17 protein-coding genes and 7 tRNA genes are annotated in these 21572 nt (G+C 40.1%); 23 read left to right on the forward strand and 1 reads right to left on the reverse strand.

The window, feature by feature from the left end:
- The first annotated feature begins 9 nt into the window (after window positions 1-9).
- The 18 genes from G7057_RS08610 (at window position 10) to G7057_RS08695 (ending at window position 11895) form a co-directional block, all read left to right on the forward strand.
- Window positions 10-82 (forward strand) — tRNA-Val (locus tag G7057_RS08610).
- Window positions 83-84: 2 nt separating this feature from the next.
- Window positions 85-157: transfer RNA gene (locus G7057_RS08615), tRNA-Asp, on the forward strand.
- A 62-nt stretch (window positions 158-219) separates the two neighbouring features.
- Window positions 220-292 (forward strand) — tRNA-Phe (locus tag G7057_RS08620).
- A 3-nt stretch (window positions 293-295) separates the two neighbouring features.
- A tRNA-Tyr gene (locus G7057_RS08625) sits at window positions 296-376 on the forward strand.
- Between the two features lie 16 nt (window positions 377-392).
- A tRNA-Trp gene (locus G7057_RS08630) sits at window positions 393-463 on the forward strand.
- Between the two features lie 12 nt (window positions 464-475).
- Window positions 476-548, forward strand: a tRNA-His gene (locus tag G7057_RS08635).
- A gap of 9 nt (window positions 549-557) precedes the next feature.
- Window positions 558-629, forward strand: a tRNA-Gln gene (locus G7057_RS08640).
- Window positions 630-970: 341 nt separating this feature from the next.
- Window positions 971-2137: an MFS transporter gene (locus G7057_RS08645; protein WP_166162816.1), complete on the forward strand. Its 1167-nt coding sequence runs from the start codon at window positions 971-973 to the stop codon at window positions 2135-2137.
- A 69-nt stretch (window positions 2138-2206) separates the two neighbouring features.
- Window positions 2207-3313 carry an NADH-dependent flavin oxidoreductase gene (locus tag G7057_RS08650; protein ID WP_166162819.1) on the forward strand — a complete coding sequence of 369 codons (1107 nt, stop codon included), beginning with the start codon at window positions 2207-2209 and terminating at the stop codon, window positions 3311-3313.
- 320 nt (window positions 3314-3633) lie between these two features.
- Window positions 3634-4332, forward strand: coding sequence for a DUF969 domain-containing protein (locus G7057_RS08655; RefSeq protein WP_076766902.1), 699 nt, complete (start codon window positions 3634-3636; stop codon window positions 4330-4332).
- Between the two features lie 2 nt (window positions 4333-4334).
- Complete coding sequence (locus G7057_RS08660) at window positions 4335-5276, forward strand: DUF979 domain-containing protein (RefSeq protein WP_166162822.1); 942 nt, start codon at window positions 4335-4337, stop codon at window positions 5274-5276.
- Between the two features lie 19 nt (window positions 5277-5295).
- Window positions 5296-5943, forward strand: coding sequence for a pyroglutamyl-peptidase I (pcp, locus tag G7057_RS08665; RefSeq protein WP_166162825.1), 648 nt, complete (start codon window positions 5296-5298; stop codon window positions 5941-5943).
- Window positions 5944-6167: 224 nt separating this feature from the next.
- Window positions 6168-6440 (forward strand): hypothetical protein, encoded by a 273-nt coding sequence (locus tag G7057_RS08670; RefSeq protein ID WP_166162827.1) that lies wholly within the window; start codon window positions 6168-6170, stop codon window positions 6438-6440.
- Window positions 6441-6476: 36 nt separating this feature from the next.
- Window positions 6477-7334, forward strand: a complete 858-nt coding sequence (locus G7057_RS08675; protein ID WP_166162830.1) for a methyltransferase domain-containing protein — start codon at window positions 6477-6479, stop codon at window positions 7332-7334.
- A gap of 229 nt (window positions 7335-7563) precedes the next feature.
- On the forward strand, window positions 7564-8715 hold the full coding sequence (gene queG / locus G7057_RS08680; RefSeq protein WP_166162833.1) for a tRNA epoxyqueuosine(34) reductase QueG: 1152 nt from the start codon (window positions 7564-7566) through the stop codon (window positions 8713-8715).
- 21 nt (window positions 8716-8736) lie between these two features.
- Window positions 8737-9246 carry a tRNA (uridine(34)/cytosine(34)/5-carboxymethylaminomethyluridine(34)-2'-O)-methyltransferase TrmL gene (trmL, locus tag G7057_RS08685; RefSeq protein ID WP_166162836.1) on the forward strand — a complete coding sequence of 170 codons (510 nt, stop codon included), beginning with the start codon at window positions 8737-8739 and terminating at the stop codon, window positions 9244-9246.
- Window positions 9247-9512: 266 nt separating this feature from the next.
- A complete protein-coding gene (locus G7057_RS08690) occupies window positions 9513-11036 on the forward strand; it encodes a phosphohexomutase domain-containing protein (protein WP_166162839.1) in 1524 nt (507 codons plus the stop codon).
- Window positions 11037-11052: 16 nt separating this feature from the next.
- Window positions 11053-11895, forward strand: a complete 843-nt coding sequence (locus G7057_RS08695; protein WP_166162842.1) for an aldo/keto reductase — start codon at window positions 11053-11055, stop codon at window positions 11893-11895.
- Window positions 11896-12015: 120 nt separating this feature from the next.
- Here G7057_RS08695 and G7057_RS08700 read toward each other — a convergent pair whose 3' ends face one another.
- Window positions 12016-13350: a hemolysin family protein gene (locus G7057_RS08700; RefSeq protein WP_166162845.1), complete on the reverse strand. Its 1335-nt coding sequence runs from the start codon at window positions 13348-13350 to the stop codon at window positions 12016-12018.
- 381 nt (window positions 13351-13731) lie between these two features.
- Between G7057_RS08700 and G7057_RS08705 the strand changes: the two genes are divergently transcribed.
- From G7057_RS08705 to G7057_RS08725, 5 genes are all read left to right on the forward strand, one after another.
- Window positions 13732-15819, forward strand: coding sequence for a PBP1A family penicillin-binding protein (locus tag G7057_RS08705; RefSeq protein WP_166162847.1), 2088 nt, complete (start codon window positions 13732-13734; stop codon window positions 15817-15819).
- Between the two features lie 94 nt (window positions 15820-15913).
- The gene (locus G7057_RS08710) at window positions 15914-16276 is read left to right on the forward strand and encodes a YlbF family regulator (RefSeq protein WP_166162850.1); all 363 of its coding nucleotides are present in this window, start codon (window positions 15914-15916) and stop codon (window positions 16274-16276) included.
- Between the two features lie 122 nt (window positions 16277-16398).
- Window positions 16399-17646, forward strand: a complete 1248-nt coding sequence (locus G7057_RS08715) for a metallophosphoesterase family protein (RefSeq protein WP_166162853.1) — start codon at window positions 16399-16401, stop codon at window positions 17644-17646.
- Window positions 17643-20438, forward strand: a complete 2796-nt coding sequence (locus tag G7057_RS08720) for an ATP-binding protein (RefSeq protein WP_166162856.1) — start codon at window positions 17643-17645, stop codon at window positions 20436-20438. The genes G7057_RS08715 and G7057_RS08720 overlap by 4 nt, the downstream gene beginning before the upstream one ends.
- A 77-nt stretch (window positions 20439-20515) precedes the next feature.
- Window positions 20516-21430, forward strand: coding sequence for a 3'-5' exoribonuclease YhaM family protein (locus G7057_RS08725; protein WP_166164191.1), 915 nt, complete (start codon window positions 20516-20518; stop codon window positions 21428-21430).
- Window positions 21431-21572 lie beyond the last annotated feature (142 nt).

The raw sequence follows: 21572 nt of genomic DNA on the forward strand, positions 1-21572 counted from the left end.
TTATATCATGGAGGTTTAGCTCAGCTGGGAGAGCGTCTGCCTTACAAGCAGGATGTCAGCGGTTCGATCCCGTTAACCTCCATTGGTTCCGTGGTGTAGGGGTTAACATGCCTGCCTGTCACGCAGGAGATCGCGGGTTCAAATCCCGTCGGAACCGTCTTTACTTGTTTCGTAACAGTGACTATGTTAGAATTAATACTCAAGTAAATTTTTATTTAAGGCTTGGTAGCTCAGTTGGTAGAGCACTTGATTGAAGCTCAAGGTGTCGGCGGTTCGATTCCGTCCCAAGCCATCTGGAGGGGTAGCGAAGTGGCTAAACGCGGCGGACTGTAAATCCGCTCCTTCGGGTTCGGCAGTTCGAATCTGCCCCCCTCCATAATTTTACTCATAATAGGGGTATAGTTTAAAGGTAGAACAACGGTCTCCAAAACCGTTGGTGTGGGTTCGATTCCTGCTACCCCTGTTTTGAATTTTGGCGATTGTGGCGAAGTGGTTAACGCACCGGCTTGTGGCGCCGGCATTCGTGGGTTCGATTCCCATCAGTCGCCCTCTTTTAGTGGGGTATAGCCAAGCGGTAAGGCAACGGACTTTGACTCCGTCACTCGTTGGTTCGAATCCAGCTACCCCAGTTATAATATAACGGTAAGACTCAGGAAGATTTCTCTTCCTGAGTCTTTTTTTGTCTTTAAAGATAGAATGAAAGTGAATAGAAATCAAAAAAATTACTTCTATTCACTCAAAACAGCAAAATGAGTTAATAGAAACTGAAAATAGTCTCTGAACTTCCTTGAAATAACGAAATAAGGAACTTCAGCGATAAAAAAGTCTCTGAACTTCCTCCAATCGACAAAATTAAGCGATGTAAGAGGTTTGGGTCAATTGAAAAGGATTCGTAGCTATTGTCGAGGTATAGGGTCGTTCATTTATAATAAAGAAAACGCTTTATTATAAATGGAATCGAGATGATGAGATGCGCTTATTATTAAAAGTAGGTTTATTATCAGTTTCTTTATTGGTTACAACGGCTGGAGCTATCACAGCTAACTTGCCGTCTATTATTGCAGAATATCCACAGATCAACAGCGTTATGATTGAATTTATGATGACGATGCCGTCATTATTGACCATTTTAACAGTATTATTTAGTCATCGATTAGCCAAAATAGTGGGCTATAAGAGTCTTGTTATTTTTGGAATCGTCTTATTATTAGTTGCAGGTGTCTTACCATATTACTTCCATTCGATCTGGTTATTAGCATTGAGTCGCGTGTTATTCGGTGTTGGGATTGGTTTGTTTCATCCTTTGCTTTTTTCATTTGCGACAACTTTTTTTGAAGGTGATGAATTAGCGAAGGTAATTGGTTTACAGAGTGCTTGTGAAGGGTTAGGTGGGATGTTTTCAACCTTTATAGTAGGACTGTTGCTCGTTAATGGCTGGCGCAATTCCTTTTTTGTCCATCTATTGGCGATTCCAGTTTTAGTCTTGTTCATGATTTTTGTACCTCGTATTCAAGTAAAGGATAAGCCAGTAATGAAACATAAAACAGCAGATCAATCGTCATCTCCAATTTGGAGACAAGTTTTATTAGTTGTTGTAGCGATGAGTTTATATATGGTCGTTGGTGTTAAAATGACGGCTATTTTAATGGAGAAAGGCTATGGGAGTGCGACTAGTAGCAGTAATTTATTGGCTTTAATTGGTTTAGGAGCGATGGCTGCAGGACTTTTATTTTCAAAAGTCACACTTACTACTAAAAAATGGACGATACCGATTTCCTTATTAAGCTTGTCATTAGGCATGTTGCTATTTGCATACTCATCAAATCTTCTTACTGATGGGGTGGCAGTTACCTTGTGTGGGTTTTCGGCACGAACCTTTTTCCCTTTCTTGATGAATCAGGTCAATCAAAATGATGATGGGAATAAGGAGCGTAATACCTCGCTTTTATTGATCGGGAATAATATTGCGATTGCGTTTGCTCCGATTAAAATTGCTGCTCTACAGGCTATTAATCCACTAGATGGGAATGTGGGGTTATTGATTAGTGGCGCGCTGATTTTAATTGTTATTGCGGCTATGAGTGCCGTTAAGATCTATCTGAAAGCAAGTCTTTCAACGTCAACCGAAATTAACTAGTACTCAATTGGTAATCTTATCTCTTTCACGATAAAATAGTAAGTAAGAACTAAATAGGGAGAGTTGAGGATGACTAATATTAATCAAAAAGTAACGTTTTCACGTGGTTTAGAATTAAAAAATCCACTTGTTATGGCGCCGATGACAACAAAAATGAGTTTCTATGATGGCGTTGTGACGAAGGATGAGCTGGATTATTATGCGCTTCGCTCTGGTGAACTGGGAGCAGTCATTACGGCTGCGGCCAATGTTCAAGAAGTAGGGAAAGGTTGGGAAGGCGAGCTTGGTGTTTATGATGATAAATTTATACCAGCTTTATCTCGTTTAGCGTCTACCATTAAACAAAGTGGTACTAAAGCGATTCTCCAAATTTTCCATGGTGGTCGTATGACCAATTCAACTATTACAAGAGGGCTTCAAGTTGTTTCAGCCAGCGCTATAGCAGCAGAACGTCCGGGTGCTGAGACACCTAGAGCACTAGAGCATGATGAGATACTCCAAGTGATTCAGGACTTTAAAGAAGCGACGATCCGTGCGATGAAGGCGGGCTTTGACGGAGTTGAGCTACACGGCGCTAATACTTACTTGATTCAGCAGTTTTTCTCGCCACATTCAAACCAACGAAATGACGAGTGGGGTGGCAGTCTAACTAAACGTTTTATATTTATTAATCACTTAGTTGATACAGTAACAGCGGCTGTTGACGAAAGCGGTCAGAAAAATTTTATCGTGGGCTATCGTTTTTCACCTGAAGAGTATGAAACACCGGGGATTCGCTTCGAGGACAGCTTGTACTTGGTGAATCAGTTGGCCAACAAACCGCTCGACTACCTCCATATTTCTTTGAACGACTATACAAAAATATCACAGAGCACCGACTATCAAGACAAGAGCATGCTAGCTTACGTTTATGAAAAAATAAATGGGCGTCTGCCGTTGATCGGTGTTGGTGATGTCCGAACAAGAAAGGATGCGGAAGCTCTTCTAGAATATGCGGACATCGTAGCAGTTGGGCGTTCGCTATTGATTGATCCTAACTGGGCGAGCAAGGTCTTGAATAATAATGAGGATAAGATTCGGAAACAAGTGTCGCTAGATGATAAAGAAAAACTAGCCCTGACAAATGGGGTATGGGGCTTTATGGAAGCGATGATGGGTGATCGAATTCTAGATTAATATAAGTAGTCAAAAAGCTGGGTTTCCAGCTTTTTTTGTCTATTTTCATACATTCGGATTCTAGGTGTTAATTATTTTTTTAACTCTCATCATTTTGCTATAATTAAACTAATAAAAAAAGGAGGAAGTGTGATGAGTAAGAACGACAATAAATCATTTGGACAAGAGAAAGCATCATCTACTTACTGGTTGCCAATTGGGATTGGAATCGGCCTAGCTATTGGAGTGGAATAGATAAAATGCTCTTGGGCTTAGTGTTTGGGTGTTTATTCGGCGTTCTAGCAAGTGTGTTGTTTAAGAAACGATAGGAGTGGGTTATTGTGGAATGGATTAAATTAATAGGTATTGTCATTATTGTCATAGGATTTTTATTAAAGTTAGATACGATTGCAGTTGTATTAATTGCTGCAGTTGTAACAGGATTAGTATCGGGGATTTCCTTTGTTGAAATTCTAGAAATTTTAGGGAAGGCATTTGTTGATAATCGCTTAGTTACTTTGTTTTTACTAACCTTGCCAATGATCGGTTTGTCCGAACATTTTGGCTTAAAGGCGCAAGCGACTAATTTGATTCAAAAAATTAATGGGTTAACATCAGGGATTATGTTGATTATTTATCAAGTGATTCGTGAGATTGCTGCTTTCTTCTCTATTCGTGTTCAAGGGCAAACGCAGTTTGTACGTCCTATTGTAGATCCAATGGTTCAAGCTGCTGCCCAAACGAAATATGGTGAGCTAGATGAAGATGATGTGGATTTATTAAAAGCACAAGCGGCTGCTTCAGAAAACTTTGGGAACTTTTTCGCTCAAAATACCTTTATTGCAGCGTCAGGTGTCTTGTTAATTTCAGGTACGATGGAATCGTTAGGTTACGATATTTCTCCGGTTGCGGTGGCACAAGCTTCGATTCCTGTGGCACTGATTGCGTTACTTTTAGCATCCCTAAATTATTTGCGAATTGATAAAAAGTTAGAACGTAAATATAAAAAACGTGCTAACAATCAAAAGGGGGATGACTAATTATGTCTGCAGAATACATTACAGAAACGTTAGTACCGTTATTGCTTGAATTGTTCTATATTTTAATTGGACTACAGTTGTTCTACACGGCATTTTGTGTTTTACGTCAAAAAGATCATCCTGCTCGTCTAGGAACGGCTGCATTTTGGATTTTACTCGGCTTATTGTTTGCAGGTGGAAAAATCATTCCAAATGCTATTAGCGGTGCTTTCTTGCTAGCTATGGGTGCTTTGACCTTATTTAAACAGGTAAAACTTGGCAAGATTGAATCGAATTCTGATGAAGAACAGGCTCTTTATGCTAAAAAATTCTCTAAAAAGGTCTTCTTGCCAGCTGTTATGCTTGCAATCGCAGCTGTTTTAATTGCCCAATTTACACCGTTTGGCGGTCAAGTTGGGATTGGATTTGCGGCCGTGTTATCGCTTGTATTAGCTATGGTCATTTTCAAAGCTTCGCCGAAACTAACCTTAAAAGAATCTGACCGCATGGTTCAACAAGTGGGAACTGTTGGTATTTTACCGCAATTGTTGGCAGCCTTAGGTGTGTTGTTTACGACAGCTGGTGTAGGTGATGTGATTGCGGACATGATTTCTGGTTTTGTACCGGAAGGAAATCGTTTCGTTGGCGTTATTGCCTATGTTTTAGGTATGGTTATCTTTACCATGATTATGGGGAATGGCTTTGCAGCCTTTACGGTTATTACAGCGGGTATTGGGGTACCTTTTGTGATTGCGCAAGGTGCAGACCCTGTTATTGCTGGTGCCTTGGCGATGACGGCTGGATTCTGTGGAACATTAATGACACCAATGGCAGCTAACTTCAATGCACTTCCAGCAGCCTTATTGGAAATGAAAAATCCAAATGGTGTTATTAAAGCTCAAATACCAATCGCCCTAGTCTTAATTGTTGTTCATATTGCCTTGATGTATTTCTGGGCATTTTAATTAAAGGAGGAAATAGACCATGAAAATTTTAGTAACAGCATTTGATCCTTTCGGAGGAGAAAAAATTAATCCAGCTCTTGAAGCGGTGAAATTATTAGCTGACGAGATTGCTGGCGCAGAAATTGTTAAATTGGAAATTCCAACTGTTTTCCATAAATCTGCTGAAACGATGCGTGAAAAAGCTTTGGAGATTAATCCAGATATGATTCTATGTGTAGGGCAAGCGGGTGGACGCTTTGCTTTAACACCTGAACGTGTGGCAATCAACCAAGATGATGCCCGCATTGAAGATAATGAAGGCAATCAACCGATTGATGTTCCGATTCAAGCGGATGGGGCTTCTGCTTACTTCTCAACCTTACCGATTAAAGCCATGGTTGATAGTATAAAAGCTGCAGGTGTGCCAGCAGCAGTATCGAATACAGCAGGAACATTTGTCTGCAACCACATCATGTACCAAGCTCTTTATCTGACTGAGAAGGAATTGCCAGGAACACAAGCAGGCTTTATCCATGTTCCGTTTATTCCAGAACAAGTTGTCGATAAACCTGAAAAACCGGCAATGAGTATTGAAGACATTGCCAAAGGGCTGACAGCTGCTCTTGAAGCCATGGTTGAATTTCATGGTAAGGAAGATTTAAAAGCAGTAGGCGGCGCAACTCACTAATCACTAAAGATGGACCGAGATTTTGATCTCAGTCCATTTTTTTGATAGACTAGGGGATTATAAGTTCAGCCATCAATGTCTAGCTCCCAAGTCCTGGCCTACTGAAAAAAAGATAAATTTGCCCCATTGCGCGCTTCGCTGCTCATTCAGGGTCAAATTTCCTATTTTTTCATAGGCCAAGGCGGACTTGTCCGCTTTTCTTATTTATAAAAAGACCTAGTATAATGGCATCTCTGGCTCGTTTCTGTTATATTTTAGGTGCAAGTCTTGTAATGGCAGCTCTCGGGGCGGCTGGATTATTAGATTTGCAATGTTTTTATTTAGAGAATCCTAAACTAGCAAGTTTGTTCTCTTTCCAAAATGACGAAGGTCATTTAGTTAAAGTTTTGATCGTCATCGCTGTTTCCTTTACTTTTGTATTAGCTGTATTAACCTGGTTCAATACAGCTAATCCAAAAGTTTGGGAAAACTTCTCTGTCTATCATGAAGAAGTATAGTAAAATAGATGTAATTGCTTTTGAAGGAGTTTTAAGGTGAAAAAAATTGAATTAAGTGCGTTATTTTTAGAAGAACACTTAGACTTGTTCCAGTGTCCGGTTTGCCAACAAGCGTTTGAGGCAGTCATTGGAACAAGTTTGAATTGTGTGGCCAACCACCAGTTTGATTTGTCGAAAAAAGGAACGCTTCATCTTTTGATGAAAGGCGGTCAAAATGATTATGACAAGGATATGCTGACCAGCCGAAAAAATCTAGCTGCGACTGGTTTTTTCCATCCGATGTTGGATGTCGTAAAAGAAAAACTAGAGAGTCGATCGATTGAAGCTGTGTTAGATGTTGGTTGTGGAGAAGGGTCGCATTTACATTATTTAAACCAACAAGGATTGAGTGGGGCTAAAATTGGTTTTGATATTTCCAAAGATGCCATTCAATTGGCAGCCAGTCATTTCTTTGACGACGGCTTTTTTTGTGTAGCTGATTTGGCTCAGTCACCATTCGCCAAAACGCAATTTGACGCCATCATCAATATTTTATCGCCATCTCATTATGAAGAGTTCGATCGTTTGTTAAAGCCAGGTGGTTTAGTGGTGAAGGTGGTTCCTGATTCGGACTACTTGATTGAATTACGTCAACGCTTATATGGGGCAGACGATGACAAGCAGCATTATGAAAATGATTTGGTGATTAATCGCTTTAAAGAGGCCTATCCCGATTGTTTACATGATCATGTGACTTACGAGATTGCTTTGTCGAAAGAGGCATTTTACTGGTTAGTCGACATGACGCCATTAACTTGGCATATGGATGAAGCAAAGCGCCAAGACTTGTTGGCACACCCGCTGGAAAGCATTACGGTTTCCATGTCGATTTTAGTAGGAACGAAGAAAGCCTAACGCTTACATTGATAAAAGTTATGTATAGACATAAAAGGTGTTTACAAGACTATGTTAGCTTGCTATACTGTAACTATCATTTTGTTTCTAGTATCATTGCCATTATACATTAATACAAAATGAATCATCCAACGTATTGGTTCGCCGTGTCTATCACCGAATCTGTACGTTTTTTTGTGTTTTTATTAATGGTATACTATTGAAAAAGGATATGAAGGAAGGTGAGTCAATGATGAATGCTGTTTTAAAAGAAGAGATTAAGGAAGCATGTAAGGAAATCGGTATTGATAAGATCGGTTTTACAACTGCTGATCCTTTTGATTATATGAAAGAACCCCTTTTGGAACAACATGCAAAAGGTCATACATCAGGCTTCGAACATCAAGTCATGGACGAACGACTCTATCCGGAACTTATTTTTGATCAACCTAAATCCATTATGTCGATTGCTTTGGCTTATCCGAGTAAACCACTTGAAAAGCCTGAACGAGTAAAAGGGGAAAGGCGTGGGTCATTTGCTAGAGCATCGTGGGGAACAGATTACCATACGATTTTAAGGGATAAGATGAATCAATTGGTTGATTTTATTCAAGAACGGGTTCCTGATGCGCGCTTTAAGCCGATGGTCGACACGGGAGAGCTAATTGATACGGTTGTTGCTCAACGTGCAGGTCTTGGGTTTATTGGTCGAAACGGTCTCTTAATTACAGAGGAGTTTGGAACTTACGTTTATTTAGGAGAAATTATTACTGATATCCCTTTTGAACCCGATGCTCCAGGTGTTTTTGGTTGTGGGGATTGTATGCGATGTGTGACTGCTTGTCCAACTGGCGCTTTACTCGGTAATGGTGAGTTGAATCCTAAAGTGTGCTTGTCTTTTCAAACGCAAACGAAAGGCAGTATGCCTGAAGAATTTCGTAAAAAAATGGGCCATGTAATTTATGGCTGTGATATTTGCCAACAAAGCTGTCCTTATAATCGGGGCAAAGATTTCCACTTGCATCCAGAAATGGAGCCCGAACCAGACCGCGAAACACCAGTTTTACAACCGATGTTGACCATTTCCAATCGCGATTTTAAAGCGCGTTTTGGTGGCTTAGCAGGCTCTTGGCGGGGCAAGAAACCCTTGCAACGAAACGCCATTATTGCTCTAGCAAACTACCGAGACCGAACAGCTATCCCGCAGCTATTGCAGTTGATGGAACAAGATAGTCGACCTGTCATTCGGGCAACATCGGCTTGGGCGATTAGTCAGATTTTACGAGATGTGACGACGGATATGCTTGATTTTTTCAAGGAAATATTGGAAAAAGAAGCTGATGAAGAGGCCCGTCTTGAAATTGAGAAAGCATTAAAGAAATTAGAAGAATTAGCCGAATAGGCATTGAAGGAGACTTTATTAATGACTAATCATGTCGTTTTATTTGAACCACAAATCCCAGCAAATACAGGGAATATTGCAAGAACTTGCGCTGCTACAAACAGTCCTTTGCACTTAATCAAACCGCTTGGCTTTTCGATTGATGATAAGCATTTGAAGCGTGCAGGACTGGATTATTGGAATGAGGTTGAAATCTACACTCATGAAAACTTAGCGGATTTTTTAGAATTTGTTGGAGACCGCAGACTGTATTTAATTACTAAGTTTGCTGAAAAGACCTATTCAGATGTGGATTATACTGCTGATGAGGATGTTTTCTTTATATTTGGGAAAGAGACAACCGGTCTGCCGGAAGAATTTATGCATGAGCATGAAGCAGATTGCTTACGTATTCCGATGAATGACGAGCATGTTCGCTCGTTAAACTTGTCGAACACGGCTTGTATGATTGTTTATGAAGCACTCCGTCAACAAGGCTTCCCACAGTTAGAAAAAAGCCATGTTTATGAAAATGATAAATTAAAAAAATAGAGAGTGCGATAAAAGGCGTTTAGCCCCGAATCGTTGGACCGAATAAGCACAGGGTGGTCGTAGACCATCCGAGCATTATTTGGGAAACGCATGTCGGGGTTGCCTTTTGGAGCACGTTTTTAAGACGACAAAAGACGTTAGGAATAATTTCCTAGCGTCTTTTTTTATTGCCGAGTTGATAAAACACTCTTGAACGATCTTTGCAATGAAATCGCCATCTAAAAGAGGTATAATGGATTTACTATTTTCAAAGGAGTGATGGATGGATGTCAGTAGACAAAGATTTACTTGCTTTACAAAATGGATCAGATATTCGAGGGATTGCGATTAGTACGGAGAAACATCAGGCTAATCTAACAAAAGAACGGGCGCGCCAGATTGGTTATGCCTTTGTAAAATGGTTAGAGAGTCGAACGGGTCACTCTGATTCGTTAACGATTGCGATTGGTCAGGACAGCCGTTTATCAGGCGATGAGCTGAAAGAGGGCCTCATCGAGGGCATGCAGTCAGAAGGCTTGCATATTATTGATTGCGGTTTAGCGACGACGCCGGCTATGTTTATGGCAACTCTCTATGATGAGTTTAAAGTTGATGGCGCGATTATGATTACAGCCAGCCATTTACCGTTTGAATATAATGGATTGAAGTTCTTTACAACAACAGGCGGGGCGGAGCATGAGGATATCGAAGCGATTTTAGCTTTGGCGGCTGACTATTCAGAGGAACAAACAGCTGGGCAACTTGCGACAGTTAGTCATCAAGACCTCTTGTCTGTTTATGCCAAAGACTTAGTGGAGAAAATCCGCAAGGGTATTATGCAGTCTGAAAATCCAGACAAACCATTAACTGGTCGCCACATTGTTGTGGATGCTGGGAATGGGGCAGGCGGCTTTTTCGTTGAGCAAGTTCTGAATGTTCTAGGAGCCGACACAAGCGGCAGTCAATTTTTAGATCCAGATGGTCGCTTCCCTAATCATGAATCTAATCCAGATAATAAGGAAGCCATGAATAGCTTAAAAGAAGCTGTTTTGAAATCGAATGCCGACTTGGGTATTATTTTTGATACTGACGTTGACCGTTCAGCGCTCGTTGATTCTAACGGCCAAGCGCTTAACCGTAACAATCTAATTGCCTTAATTTCAGCTGTTTTATTAAAGGAACAAGCTGGTGCAACGATTGTAACAAACTCGGCGACATCCAAACATCTAGGACAGTTCTTAGCTGACCGCGGTGGTAAACACGACCTTTATTTGACGGGTTACCGCAATGTGATTAACCGTGCTATTGCACTGGATAAAGCTGGCGATAATGCTGTTTTAGCGATTGAAACGAGTGGACATGCTGCTATGAAAGAAAACTATTTCTTAGATGATGGTGCTTATTTAGTTGCGAAGCTACTGATGGCGGACGCGGCATTGTTGGCAGAAGGCAAATCACTAAGCGATTTGATTATTGATTTGAAACAAGCGGTTGAAACAACTGAGTACCGCTTTGTCATTGAGAAGGGTCCGATTGTTGAAAACGGGAACCGGATTATTAGCGACTTTAAGGACTTTTTAAGAGGAAAAGATGATATTGAATTAATTGAAGATCATCTTGAAGGTGTTCGTGCTAACTTCAGTGGAAAATATGGTGAAGGCTGGTTTATTCTGCGTTTGAGTTTACATGAACCATTATTGGTTTGGACGATGGAGAGCGATGAAAGAGGGAAGCTACCTACTTTAATTGAAGATTTAGTGCCGTTCTTTAGCCAGCAAGATGAACTTGATAAAAACATTATTATTAAATAATAAGGAAGTGGACAATATGACAGTGTCAACAATTACGTTACATAACGGCCTAGCTATCCCACAAGTCGGATTAGGCCTGTTTTTAATGCAAGATGAAAGTGAAACGGCTTGGGCAGTAAAACAAGCCATCCAAGTTGGCTACCGTCATTTTGACACGGCAGCGGCTTATGGCAATGAAGCAGTGTTAGGTCAAACTTTGAAAGACTGCGATGTGTGCCGTGAAGACTTATTTTTAACATCAAAAGTTTGGAACAATATGCAAGGCTATGAAAAAACCAAACAAGCTTTCCAAGAAAGTATTGATAAGCTTCAAACGGATTATTTGGATTTATATTTAATTCATTGGTACGGTTTGGATGTGAAGGGAACTTGGCAAGCTTTAGAAGAATTGTATCAAGCTGGCAAAATTAAGGCGATTGGTGTGTCTAACTTTACTATTGAGCATTTGGAATCAATGAAAGAGTACGCGACCATCAAACCGATGATTAACCAAGTCGAAACCCACCCTTACTTCCCGCAAGATGAGTTGCGTGAGTATATGGCAAAAGAAGGCATCGCTCACCAAGCATGGGGACCACTAAGCCAAGGCAAGAGTGACTTGCTGTTGCATCCTGTATTAAAAGAAATCGGTGATCGCTATGGCAAAACACCTGCACAAGTTGTGTTACGCTGGCACATTGATCGCCAAACAGTCATTATTCCTAAGTCTGTGAATCCTGGACGTATTGCGGAAAATATTAATTTATTTGATTTTGCGCTAACAGAAGAGGATATGGCGAAAATTGCTGACATGAATGTGGAAACTCGTTTTGGTCGCCAACCAAATGACCATGACTTTATTGAAAAGACATCTAAATAAGTAACTGATATAAACTCTCTCGCCATTTCGATGTGGTGAGGGAGTTTTTTGTTGACTGGTGTGGGATACAGCTAGACAAATAAAAAGGGGCTTGGGACGTTAGTCTCAAGCTCCTTTTTGTTATTCTGCGTCGTCTTCGATAGCAGCTTTGTGATTGATGAAGACATCAATTAATTCAATTGAATTCTTCTCTTTTTGAATGACCTTAAATAAAATCCCTTTGTAGTGAATATCTTGACCGACTTGAATGTCGTATTTTTCATTGAGAATCCAGCCGCCAATTGTATCGACGTTATCTTCTTCAATCGCTAAGCCAAAGACTTCATTTACTTCGTCAATCAGCATACGAGCACTAATACGATAATGGTTTTCAGCGAGTTGGATAAATTCAGGCCTTACCTCTGTTTCGAAGTCATCTGAAATGTCGCCAACAATTTCTTCGACAATATCTTCAATCGAGATTAAGCCACTCGTCCCACCATACTCATCAATTAAAATAGCTAATTGATTACGTTCTTTTTGCATCTTCACTAACAATTCCTTAATGGGCAGTGTTTCAAAAACGGTAATGGCAGGACGGACATATTCGTGGATATCAAACTGTTCAGTCGTGCCAGTTTGAACGGCTTCAATATAAGCAGCGAAAATTTCCTTAGCATTAATAGTTCCTAATATGTTATCCTTGTCGCCTTCAACAACGGGATAACGGGTATAGCGCTCTTTTTGAACAGTTGCTGCAATATCTTCTAAGGAATCTTCAGCCCACAATACAGCCATTTCTGTACGTGGTACCATAATTTCACGAGCCATTCGTTCATCAAAGTCAAACACATTTTCAACATATTGGTATTCTTCATGGTTAATTTCGCCACTCTTCAAACTTTCACTCATAATCATACGTAGCTCCTCTTCGGAAACATTATCATCAGATTCTGAGAACGTTTGGAAACCAAGTCCTTTTGAAATACCATTGGCCGTTTTATTTAAAATGAAAATTAAGGGATACATCACTTTGTACCAACTATTTAATGGTCGTGCTAGTTTTAGCCCAAGTTGTTCGGTTTTTGTAATGGCAATGTTTTTTGGAACTAGTTCACCGATAATAACTTGAATAGCCGTCAAAATCACGAAGGAAATGACAAATGACAAAAACGTTGATACTTGACGTGGCAGGGTAAAATTTTCTAGTAAGTGATCAAAAATCCGTTTAAAGGTTGGATCACCCAACCAACCAAGACCTAATGATGTAATCGTTACACCGAGTTGGGTGGCAGATAAATAAGTGTCGAGTTTAACGGTCATATTTTTTAAGATTTGAGCTTGTTTGTTTCCATTATTAATTAAAAAGTCGAGACGTGACGGACGAATTCTTACTAAGACGTACTCGGACATTACGAAAAATGATGCGATAAATAAAATAACAAAAAACAAAATTAATCCACTTGTTATTGACATATGTTGGGCTCAGAAACTGAGCGTCACCTCCTAATAGTGCTATTTCAATTTATGAAATAGGTGTAAGAAAGCTTCTGGTAGGTAAAGATAGGGTGTGGAAACGACCAAAAGCAAACATCTTCCATGCTTGGTTTTGGTCTATCATTCTTTTACTTTTGTTTGGCACTGCCCCATGTCATCACCCACCTATCAACAATTTAACAAAAAATTAGCCTTATTTAAAATAAACTATGATAAAATTATAAATCAAATAGACAAATTTGCAATGGTGACTCATTGATTCAGCGAAATTATTAGTCACATACAACTAAAGTCGGTTTGAAAGGCGATAAAAAAGCGCTAGAATAGATGATAGGTAAGTAGATTGTTTTTTACTAAAGGATGACGATGATGAAAAATGAATGGAAAGAAAAAATAAAAAAATGGCTGTCGCAAGTGTATACCAAATTGAAAAACTTTTGGCGACGCTATCGCATTAATAAGTTAGTGGTACTTGTCTCCTTAATAGGCGTTTTAATAGGGAGCAGTTATTTGGTTTATTTAGCCAAAACTGCTGATGTGGAAAACTTAAGGGCAGGTTTAGAACAAACGACTGTTGTCTACGACCGTTACGGCCAAGAAGCAGGGGAACTTTATTCTCAAAAAGGCACGTTTACTACCTTACAGGACATATCACCTTATATTCAGGATGCCGTTATTTCAACAGAGGATAAACGGTTTTACACCCATAAAGGGGTCGATCCGATTGGGATTGCTCGTGCCGCAGTTGGCATTGTCTTAAACCGAGGAGCGATTACAGGTGGTGGCTCAACTATTACCCAGCAGCTAGCGAAAAATGCTTATTTAACCTTGGATCAGACACTAATTCGAAAGGCAAAAGAGTTATTCTTAGCCTTTGAAATTGAGAAAAAGTATGAAAAAGAAGAAATTTTAGAGATGTATCTGAATAATTCCTACTTCGGAAATGGGGTATGGGGTGTTGAAGATGCGTCGCAAAAATACTTTGGTAAGTCAGCTTCAGAGGTCACTCTTTCAGAAGCGGCTGTTTTAACCGCTATGTTAAAAGGCCCGAGCTTGTATAATCCAATTGATGATTATGAAGCGAGCATTAACCGCCGTGATACAGTTTTACAATTGATGGCTGATAATGGCTTTACTGATCAAGCAACAGCGGATGCGGCTATGGCGGAAGGTATCTATCTTTATGATAACTATGCCTCATACTCTAGCTATAATTATCCTTATTATTTTGATGCGGTTATTGAAGAAGCAGTTTACACTTACGGTATTGATGAGGAAGATTTATTGAATCGTGGCTATAAGATTTACACAGGTTTAGACCAAGACTACCAATACCAAATGGACCAAACCTATGATTATGCTTATTTTATTGACGGTGCGGATGGTACGCTGATGCAAAGTGCGTCAGTTGCTATTGAGCCGTCAACTGGTGACGTGTTAGCAATGGTAGGTGGGCGCGGTGAGCACACGTTCCGTGGATTTAACCGTGCCACTCAAATGAGTGTGCCACCGGCTTCGACGATTAAACCATTGTCCATTTATACACCTGCATTAGAAGCAGGATATGATGTGGACAGTATGATTATGGATGATGACACGTTGACATATGGGCCAACTGATTATGCGCTTAAGAATTATGATCGTTACAGTGAGTATGCAGAAATTCCCATGTACCGAGCGATTGTAGAAAGTAAAAATACAACGGCAGTATATTTGCTCGATAAAATGGGCATTGACAAGGCCGTTAATAAATTGGCTCAGTTTGGGATTCATGTTCGTGAAGAAGATAAAATTTACGGTGATATTGCCCTTGGGGATATGGATGGGGTGTCGCCCCTTCAAATGGCGAGTGCGTATTCAACATTTGCTAATGATGGTTTGCGAGCAGATCCACGTATTATTACGAAAATTGTGGATGCGACTGGTGCAGTGGTGGTCGACAATACGGCTGTTCAAACAACGCGTGTGGTATCTTCGGAAATCGCTAATAAAATGACGTCGATTTTACTTGGTGTTTATGCGCCGGGTGGAACGGGTTATGGCGCGCAACCTTATAATGGCATGCAAGTCGCTGGTAAAACGGGGACGTCTGAGGCTATTGGAGAAGATGGGCCTTACGATCGGACGAAATGGATGATTGCTTACACGCCAGATATTACGGTGGCAACATGGATTGGTTTTGACGAAACAACCGAAGAAAATAACTTGAGCGACATTGGAATGATGTTCTATAACTTATTTAGTAATGAGATGGGGAATTTACTTAATGTAAGCCCAAGTACGACCTTCGCAGTTGGAACTGTTGATGAGGAATTGGGTAATCAAACCCCAGAAAGCAGTTGGGTTGATCGAGTGGATGGCTTCATTGATCAGTTTACGGAGTTTGGTGGAAAAGTAGAGGAAAAATCTAAGGAATGGTTTAACAGAGCGGTTGATTTCTTCCGCTAACAAAAGAGAAAACGAACGTATTTTCGGCTTTTTTATGGAAATTGATTACCATTAATGGTATGATGAAGAAAGAAAATTGTAAAGGACTGACATGATGAAAAATATTTATGATATCGCCTACGAATTAGAAAGCGCATTGCGTGAACAACCTGCATTTGCTGAACTCACAGAGTCATACAAAGCAGTTACTAAAGATGAGGAAGCAGCACAATTATTTGCAGACTTCACTCGTGTTCAACAAGAAATCCAAATGAAACAAATGAGCGGTGAAGGACTAACTGATGAGTTTATTCAAGAAGCACAAGACATTGCTGGTCGTGCATCAACCAATGAATTGATCAAAGGCATGATGACTGCAGAACAACAATTGAGCGTTGTTATCGAAGATATCAACAAAATTATTGTTCGCCCATTGCAAGACATGTATGCAGAAAATGCACCACAAAACGAAGCATAATAGCTTAACATAAACATCTAGGCTTTGTCTTTTTGATACGGAGCTGGCTTGGAGAAGCCAGTTTCGTTAAAAAGGCAAAGCTTTTTTATTTGACTACAGATCTAATTGAAAGAGGTGAGAAGATGATTCGTTTTATCCATGCAGCTGACCTGCACTTGGACAGTCCCTTTAAAGGACTGAAAAAAATGCATCCTTCTTTATTTGACGCTATTCATCAATCAACATTTGCGTCTTTTAAAAAAATTGTCACAACAGCTATCGAAAAAAAAACGGATTTCGTCTTACTTTGCGGAGATATCTATGACGGGGAAAATCAAAGTGTCAAAGCACAGTCATTCTTTCGAGAACAGATGAAACGACTTCAAGCAGCACATATTCCGGTTTATCTTTTACACGGTAATCATGATTTTATGGGGAGAGACAGTTTAAGAATTCAGATGCCAGATAATGTCTCTATTTTTAAAACAGAGGTGGAAACCCAATTATTAACGACTGCCAGCCAAGAACGGGTTGCTATTAGTGGCTTTAGTTACCCATCACGTTGGGTGAAAGAGCGGATGATTAACCATTATCCGAGTCGGAAACGAGCAGTCGATTATCATATCGGTATGTTGCATGGTTTCTTTGAAGGATCCGCTTCAAAGGAGGATGTTTATGCGCCTTTTTCTATGGCGGATTTACTTGAACGCTCTTATGATTATTGGGCTTTAGGGCATATTCATAAGCGGGAAGTTTTGAACCAGCAGCCAATAGTAGCGTATTCAGGTAATACACAAGGGCGAAATCCGAATGAAAGTGGCGATAAGGGCGTTTATTTAGTTGAGTTGGAAAAAGGCAGCGAACCAACCATGACCTTTATCGAAACAGCTCCTATCGTTTGGAAAGAACAACAGTTGTCGTTGAAAGGATTATCTAGCTTACAAAGCGTTTACGCTGAAATTGAAGGCTGTTTAGAAAGAGCATCAGAAGCGAAGAAGACAGTCTTGTTATCGATTCGTTTCGATGATTATGATTGTCTCTCTAAAGACGTATTGGAACGAATTAAAGAGGGCGACTTGTTGGAAGGATTTAACCAACAGCAATCGGACAAAGGCATTTATCTCTACCATTTGTCGCTCAATCCGCTAAAGGAGCAATTTTTATTCCGTTATGATGAGGCCATGCAAGCTAGCTTTGAAAAAAGTGGTCATGCATTTAGGGAAAAGGACTACTTACAGACAATTTTACAAGACCTGTTTAAACATCCAAGTATGAGAGGTCGGTTTAGTGAGTTGGAACAGGACGAGGAGTTAGCTGAAACGATTATTCAATCGGCACGTAACTTATTGTTTGAAGACATTGCGTTTGAAGAAGGTGACGAAACAAGTTGAAAATTGAATCCATTGACATTTACGGCTACGGTAAGTGGTCACAACAGACATTCGATCAGCTAACTGATTTACAGGTTTTTCTTGGGGATAACGAGGCTGGTAAGAGTACCTTGTCTTCATTTATCCAAACTATCTTTTTTGGTTTTCCATCTGCCCGTAAGAAAGATAGCAATCTGTATCTGCCTAAACAAGGAGACAGCTATGGTGGCCGTTTGTTTCTCAGCGGCACACGGTTTGGCAAGGTGATTGTCGAACGGATGAAGGATCGTAATCGTGGTAAGGCAGTGCTTACCTATGAAAATGGGCAACAAGAAGTTGTCGATCATTTAGCCTCTTATTTGTTAGGTGTTGATCGTCAAACCTATGAGTTGCTCTATGTCTTTAAAATTGACCGTTTGCTGGATCTGTCTCGTGTTAAAAAAGAAGATTTGAACCGTTATTTATTAGGGATTGGCACTAGCGGCAGTGAACAGCTCTTACAAATTGCTGAAGATTACCGTAAAGATGCTAAAAAAGAATTTTTACCAACAGGAACGAAGCCGCCCCTTAATCAGAAAATTAAGGAAACGGAGAACAAATGGCTTCAATTGCAAGATGCGAAAGCAAAAAATCGCGATTATGAGGGCCTATTAGTAAGAGCAGCTGACATTCAAGATGAGCTAGCTAAGTTAAGTCAAAAGCAAGAAAAATGGGAAGCGGAAAATCGTGATTTAAGTGAAGCCATTCGTTTGAATGATTATTATCTAGAATGGCGCCAACTTGAACAAGAGATTTCAGCTGTGGATGCTAGTCATCTGCCACCCAATGTTCGTCAACGTTGGGAATGGCTGCAAGAAAAGATAGCTGAGGAATTAAACAAGCAAACTGCCTTGCAAGAGCAAGAAAAACAAAGTTTGAAAGAATTAGACGACTTCAGCCAAGCTAAGTGGTATCGTGACCATCAAGCCGAATGGGATAGTCTTAATCATGCTTTTACTAAAATTTCCAGCGCGTTCAATGAAAGTCTCTTTTTAGAAAAAAACCGCCGAGAAGAAGAGGCTGAGCTGATTCTCTTTAAGCGGGCAATGGGGCTTCAGTCAGAGCAAATGCTTCAGCCATTAACGGCAGAAAAAATGCAAATGGCAGAATCCTTACTTGAAAAAGAAAAACAGATTTCTCATGACTTAACTGATCTCAACCAAGCAATTAGTCAAAAAGAAAGTCATTTAGCTTCTTTAGAAATGAAGATAAAAGAACTTTTGGCTGAACGTTGGGCTGACGGTCGCTTTAAAGACTGGCAATCGAAAGCAGAACAAGGAAAGGCTGACGTGCAATCAAATAGCCTATCTATTCCGATGATGGTTAGTTTCGTAGTGGCGATTATCGCTACTATGATTGCTATTTTTGCGCCGGCACTACGACTGGTCGCGATTGGAGCTGCTGTACTTTCTGTTGGTGCAGGGGTTTATTTCTCTAAAAAAGCTAAGGTGATGACTAATCATCCAACTGATGAATTTAATATGGCTGATTACATTCAGCAAGCTGCTCTGAGAGAGCGGATCAAGGAATTGACAGTGGAGGAGCAAGGCGAACAGGAGAGCTTTATTCAACTGCTGAACCGCCAAGAAGAATTGGAAATGGCGCTTGAAAAGGAAAAAGATAATCAACGAGAGTGGCTCAATCAGGCGGCTTATCCGTTGAATTTTTCACTGGAAACGGTAGTAAGGGAAGAACCAGCTCAAAAAATTGCGGAGCGTGAGCAGAAGTTAAGTGCCATCAGTGAAAAGCAAGCTCTTATTGAGGCCAGCTTAGATCAATGGTTTGAAGACGCTGATTTTATTCGTCAGCAGCTACGCTTAACTCACCTATCTCGCAGTGATTTTGTCGGGCAGTTTACGGAGCTACGACAAGCGCTCATTTTAGAAGAAAATATGGCTAAGCATGCTGAAGAAAAGTTAGCGGCTATTACCGCACAAAAAGCGGATTTAGAAGCGAGTTTAGCTAAGCATCTGAAAGAACGACAGGATATTTTAGAAGCAGCTAAGGTCGAAACGGAAGCGGAATTTTATAACTTGCTTCATGCTAAAGACCAACAGGCTGAACAAAAGAGACGGCAGAAGTTTTTAGATGAGCAGCTGCATGATAAAGAGGCGCTATTCAAGCGTTATCCTGATAAAGAGCAAGCACTGAAGCGTCTGGCTAATAATAAGAATCATTTAGTTGTTATTCAAGAGGACATTAAACGGCTTCAAAAAGAAGAAGTCAGCTGCCAACATGAGATTCGTTTGCTTGAGGAGGGTGGCACTTATAGCACGCTTCTACAAGAGTACGCGGTTGCTGAAACAGAAATGCGCGACATGATTGTTGACTGGGCCAAAAAAGTAGTCGCGGCCGAATGGTTAGAGGAAACACTGCGTTACGGCAAGGATGATCGGCTACCATTATTATTAGATGATATGACGGATTACTTTGTCCGACTGACAGCAGGTAACTACCGCCGAATTATTTTTAGAAAATCAGGCATTAAGGTCCAACATGCAAGTGGAACAATTTATGAGCCGTTTGAATTATCGCAAGGAACAGTGGAGCAACTTTATATTGCCATGCGGTTTGCCTTTATTAAAAACACTGCTGATATCGCCAATTTACCCATTCTGATTGATGATGGCTTTGTGAATTTTGACAGCAGTCGAAAAGCAACTATGTATGAATTAATGGCGGAACTCAGCCAGTCTATCCAAGTTTTCTTTTTTACATTTGATGACACTGTCGGCGAAATAATGAGTCAAGAGCAAATCAATGTGCTAAACTAATAGCGAGTGAAAAAGGGAGTGTTACTGTGACTAAAAAAGTATTTGAATATAACCTAGATGAACCATTTGAACTATTTATGTTAATTAAGGGTGCTGATGTTCGTAAGGCAAAAAATAACAAGCCGTTTATCGCTTTTACTTTCCAAGATAAAAGTGGTCAAATTGACGGCAAGTTTTGGGATGCTAAGGAAGAAGAAATCAATCGTTTCCAAGCTGGTGTGGTAGTGCATATTACGGGTAAACGAGAGATGTATCAAAATAATCCACAATTACGCATTAACAAAATGCGTTTAGCGCAAGCGGGTGAGCCATCATCTCCTGAGCTTTATATGGAACGTGCGCCGATTCGAACAGAGGATATGGTTGAAGAAATCAATCAAACCTTATTTGAAATAACAAGTGCACCGATTAATCGTGTGGTTCGATTCTTGATAAAGAAATTCCAAAAAGAATTTTTTGAGTATCCAGCTGCAAAACGCCATCACCATGCTTTTCCAGGTGGATTGGGCTTCCATACTATTTCGATTTTAAGAATGGCTAAAACAGTGGCTAAGTTGTATCCGTCTGTTAATCCATCGCTTCTATATGGCGGCGTGATTTTACATGATATTGGAAAGACAATCGAGTTAACTGGAAGTTTATCAACGGAATATACGTTGAAAGGCAACCTGATTGGTCATATTGTGTTAATTGATGAAGAAATTACTAAAGCCTGTGAAGCTTTGAAAATTAGTGACGACAATGAAGATATTATTTTATTGAAACACTTAGTTTTAGCTCATCATGGAAAAATGGAATTTGGTTCGCCAGTTAAACCGCATTTACTTGAAGCTGAAATTATTCATCATTTGGACAATTTGGATGCTTCAATCAATATGATTGATACAGCCTTGCAACGGACAGCTGAAGGTAGCTTCAGTGAACGTATTTTTGGATTGGATAACCGAATGTTCTACAAACCAAACCCAAGTCACCCAACTTCAGCCGAATAAGTTAAAAAGAAGTAGCTCGCCAGCGAGCTACTTCTTTTTTTGTAGGCTAATGTACGATGCTGCTAACTTTTTTAGTTTGTATCGATCATATCCTGCTCCCAACCATAAAAAACCAGACTTGGGTTCTGCCCAAGTCTGGTTT

Source organism: Jeotgalibaca arthritidis, from assembly GCF_011100465.1.
Classification (GTDB): domain Bacteria; phylum Bacillota; class Bacilli; order Lactobacillales; family Aerococcaceae; genus Jeotgalibaca; species Jeotgalibaca arthritidis.

Coding starts and splice junctions, on each gene's coding strand:
- G7057_RS08725 (WP_166164191.1), top strand. CDS start 20,516: ATGTTAATTAAGGGTGCTGATGTTCGTAAGGCAAAAAATAACAAGCCG.
- G7057_RS08690 (WP_166162839.1), top strand. CDS start 9,513: ATGTCAGTAGACAAAGATTTACTTGCTTTACAAAATGGATCAGATATT.
- G7057_RS08710 (WP_166162850.1), top strand. CDS start 15,914: ATGAAAAATATTTATGATATCGCCTACGAATTAGAAAGCGCATTGCGT.
- G7057_RS08700 (WP_166162845.1), bottom strand. CDS start 13,350: ATGTCAATAACAAGTGGATTAATTTTGTTTTTTGTTATTTTATTTATC.
- pcp (WP_166162825.1), top strand. CDS start 5,296: ATGAAAATTTTAGTAACAGCATTTGATCCTTTCGGAGGAGAAAAAATT.
- G7057_RS08645 (WP_166162816.1), top strand. CDS start 971: ATGCGCTTATTATTAAAAGTAGGTTTATTATCAGTTTCTTTATTGGTT.
- G7057_RS08670 (WP_166162827.1), top strand. CDS start 6,168: ATGGCATCTCTGGCTCGTTTCTGTTATATTTTAGGTGCAAGTCTTGTA.
- G7057_RS08650 (WP_166162819.1), top strand. CDS start 2,207: ATGACTAATATTAATCAAAAAGTAACGTTTTCACGTGGTTTAGAATTA.
- G7057_RS08715 (WP_166162853.1), top strand. CDS start 16,399: ATGATTCGTTTTATCCATGCAGCTGACCTGCACTTGGACAGTCCCTTT.
- G7057_RS08695 (WP_166162842.1), top strand. CDS start 11,053: ATGACAGTGTCAACAATTACGTTACATAACGGCCTAGCTATCCCACAA.
- G7057_RS08660 (WP_166162822.1), top strand. CDS start 4,335: ATGTCTGCAGAATACATTACAGAAACGTTAGTACCGTTATTGCTTGAA.
- queG (WP_166162833.1), top strand. CDS start 7,564: ATGATGAATGCTGTTTTAAAAGAAGAGATTAAGGAAGCATGTAAGGAA.
- trmL (WP_166162836.1), top strand. CDS start 8,737: ATGACTAATCATGTCGTTTTATTTGAACCACAAATCCCAGCAAATACA.
- G7057_RS08705 (WP_166162847.1), top strand. CDS start 13,732: ATGACGATGATGAAAAATGAATGGAAAGAAAAAATAAAAAAATGGCTG.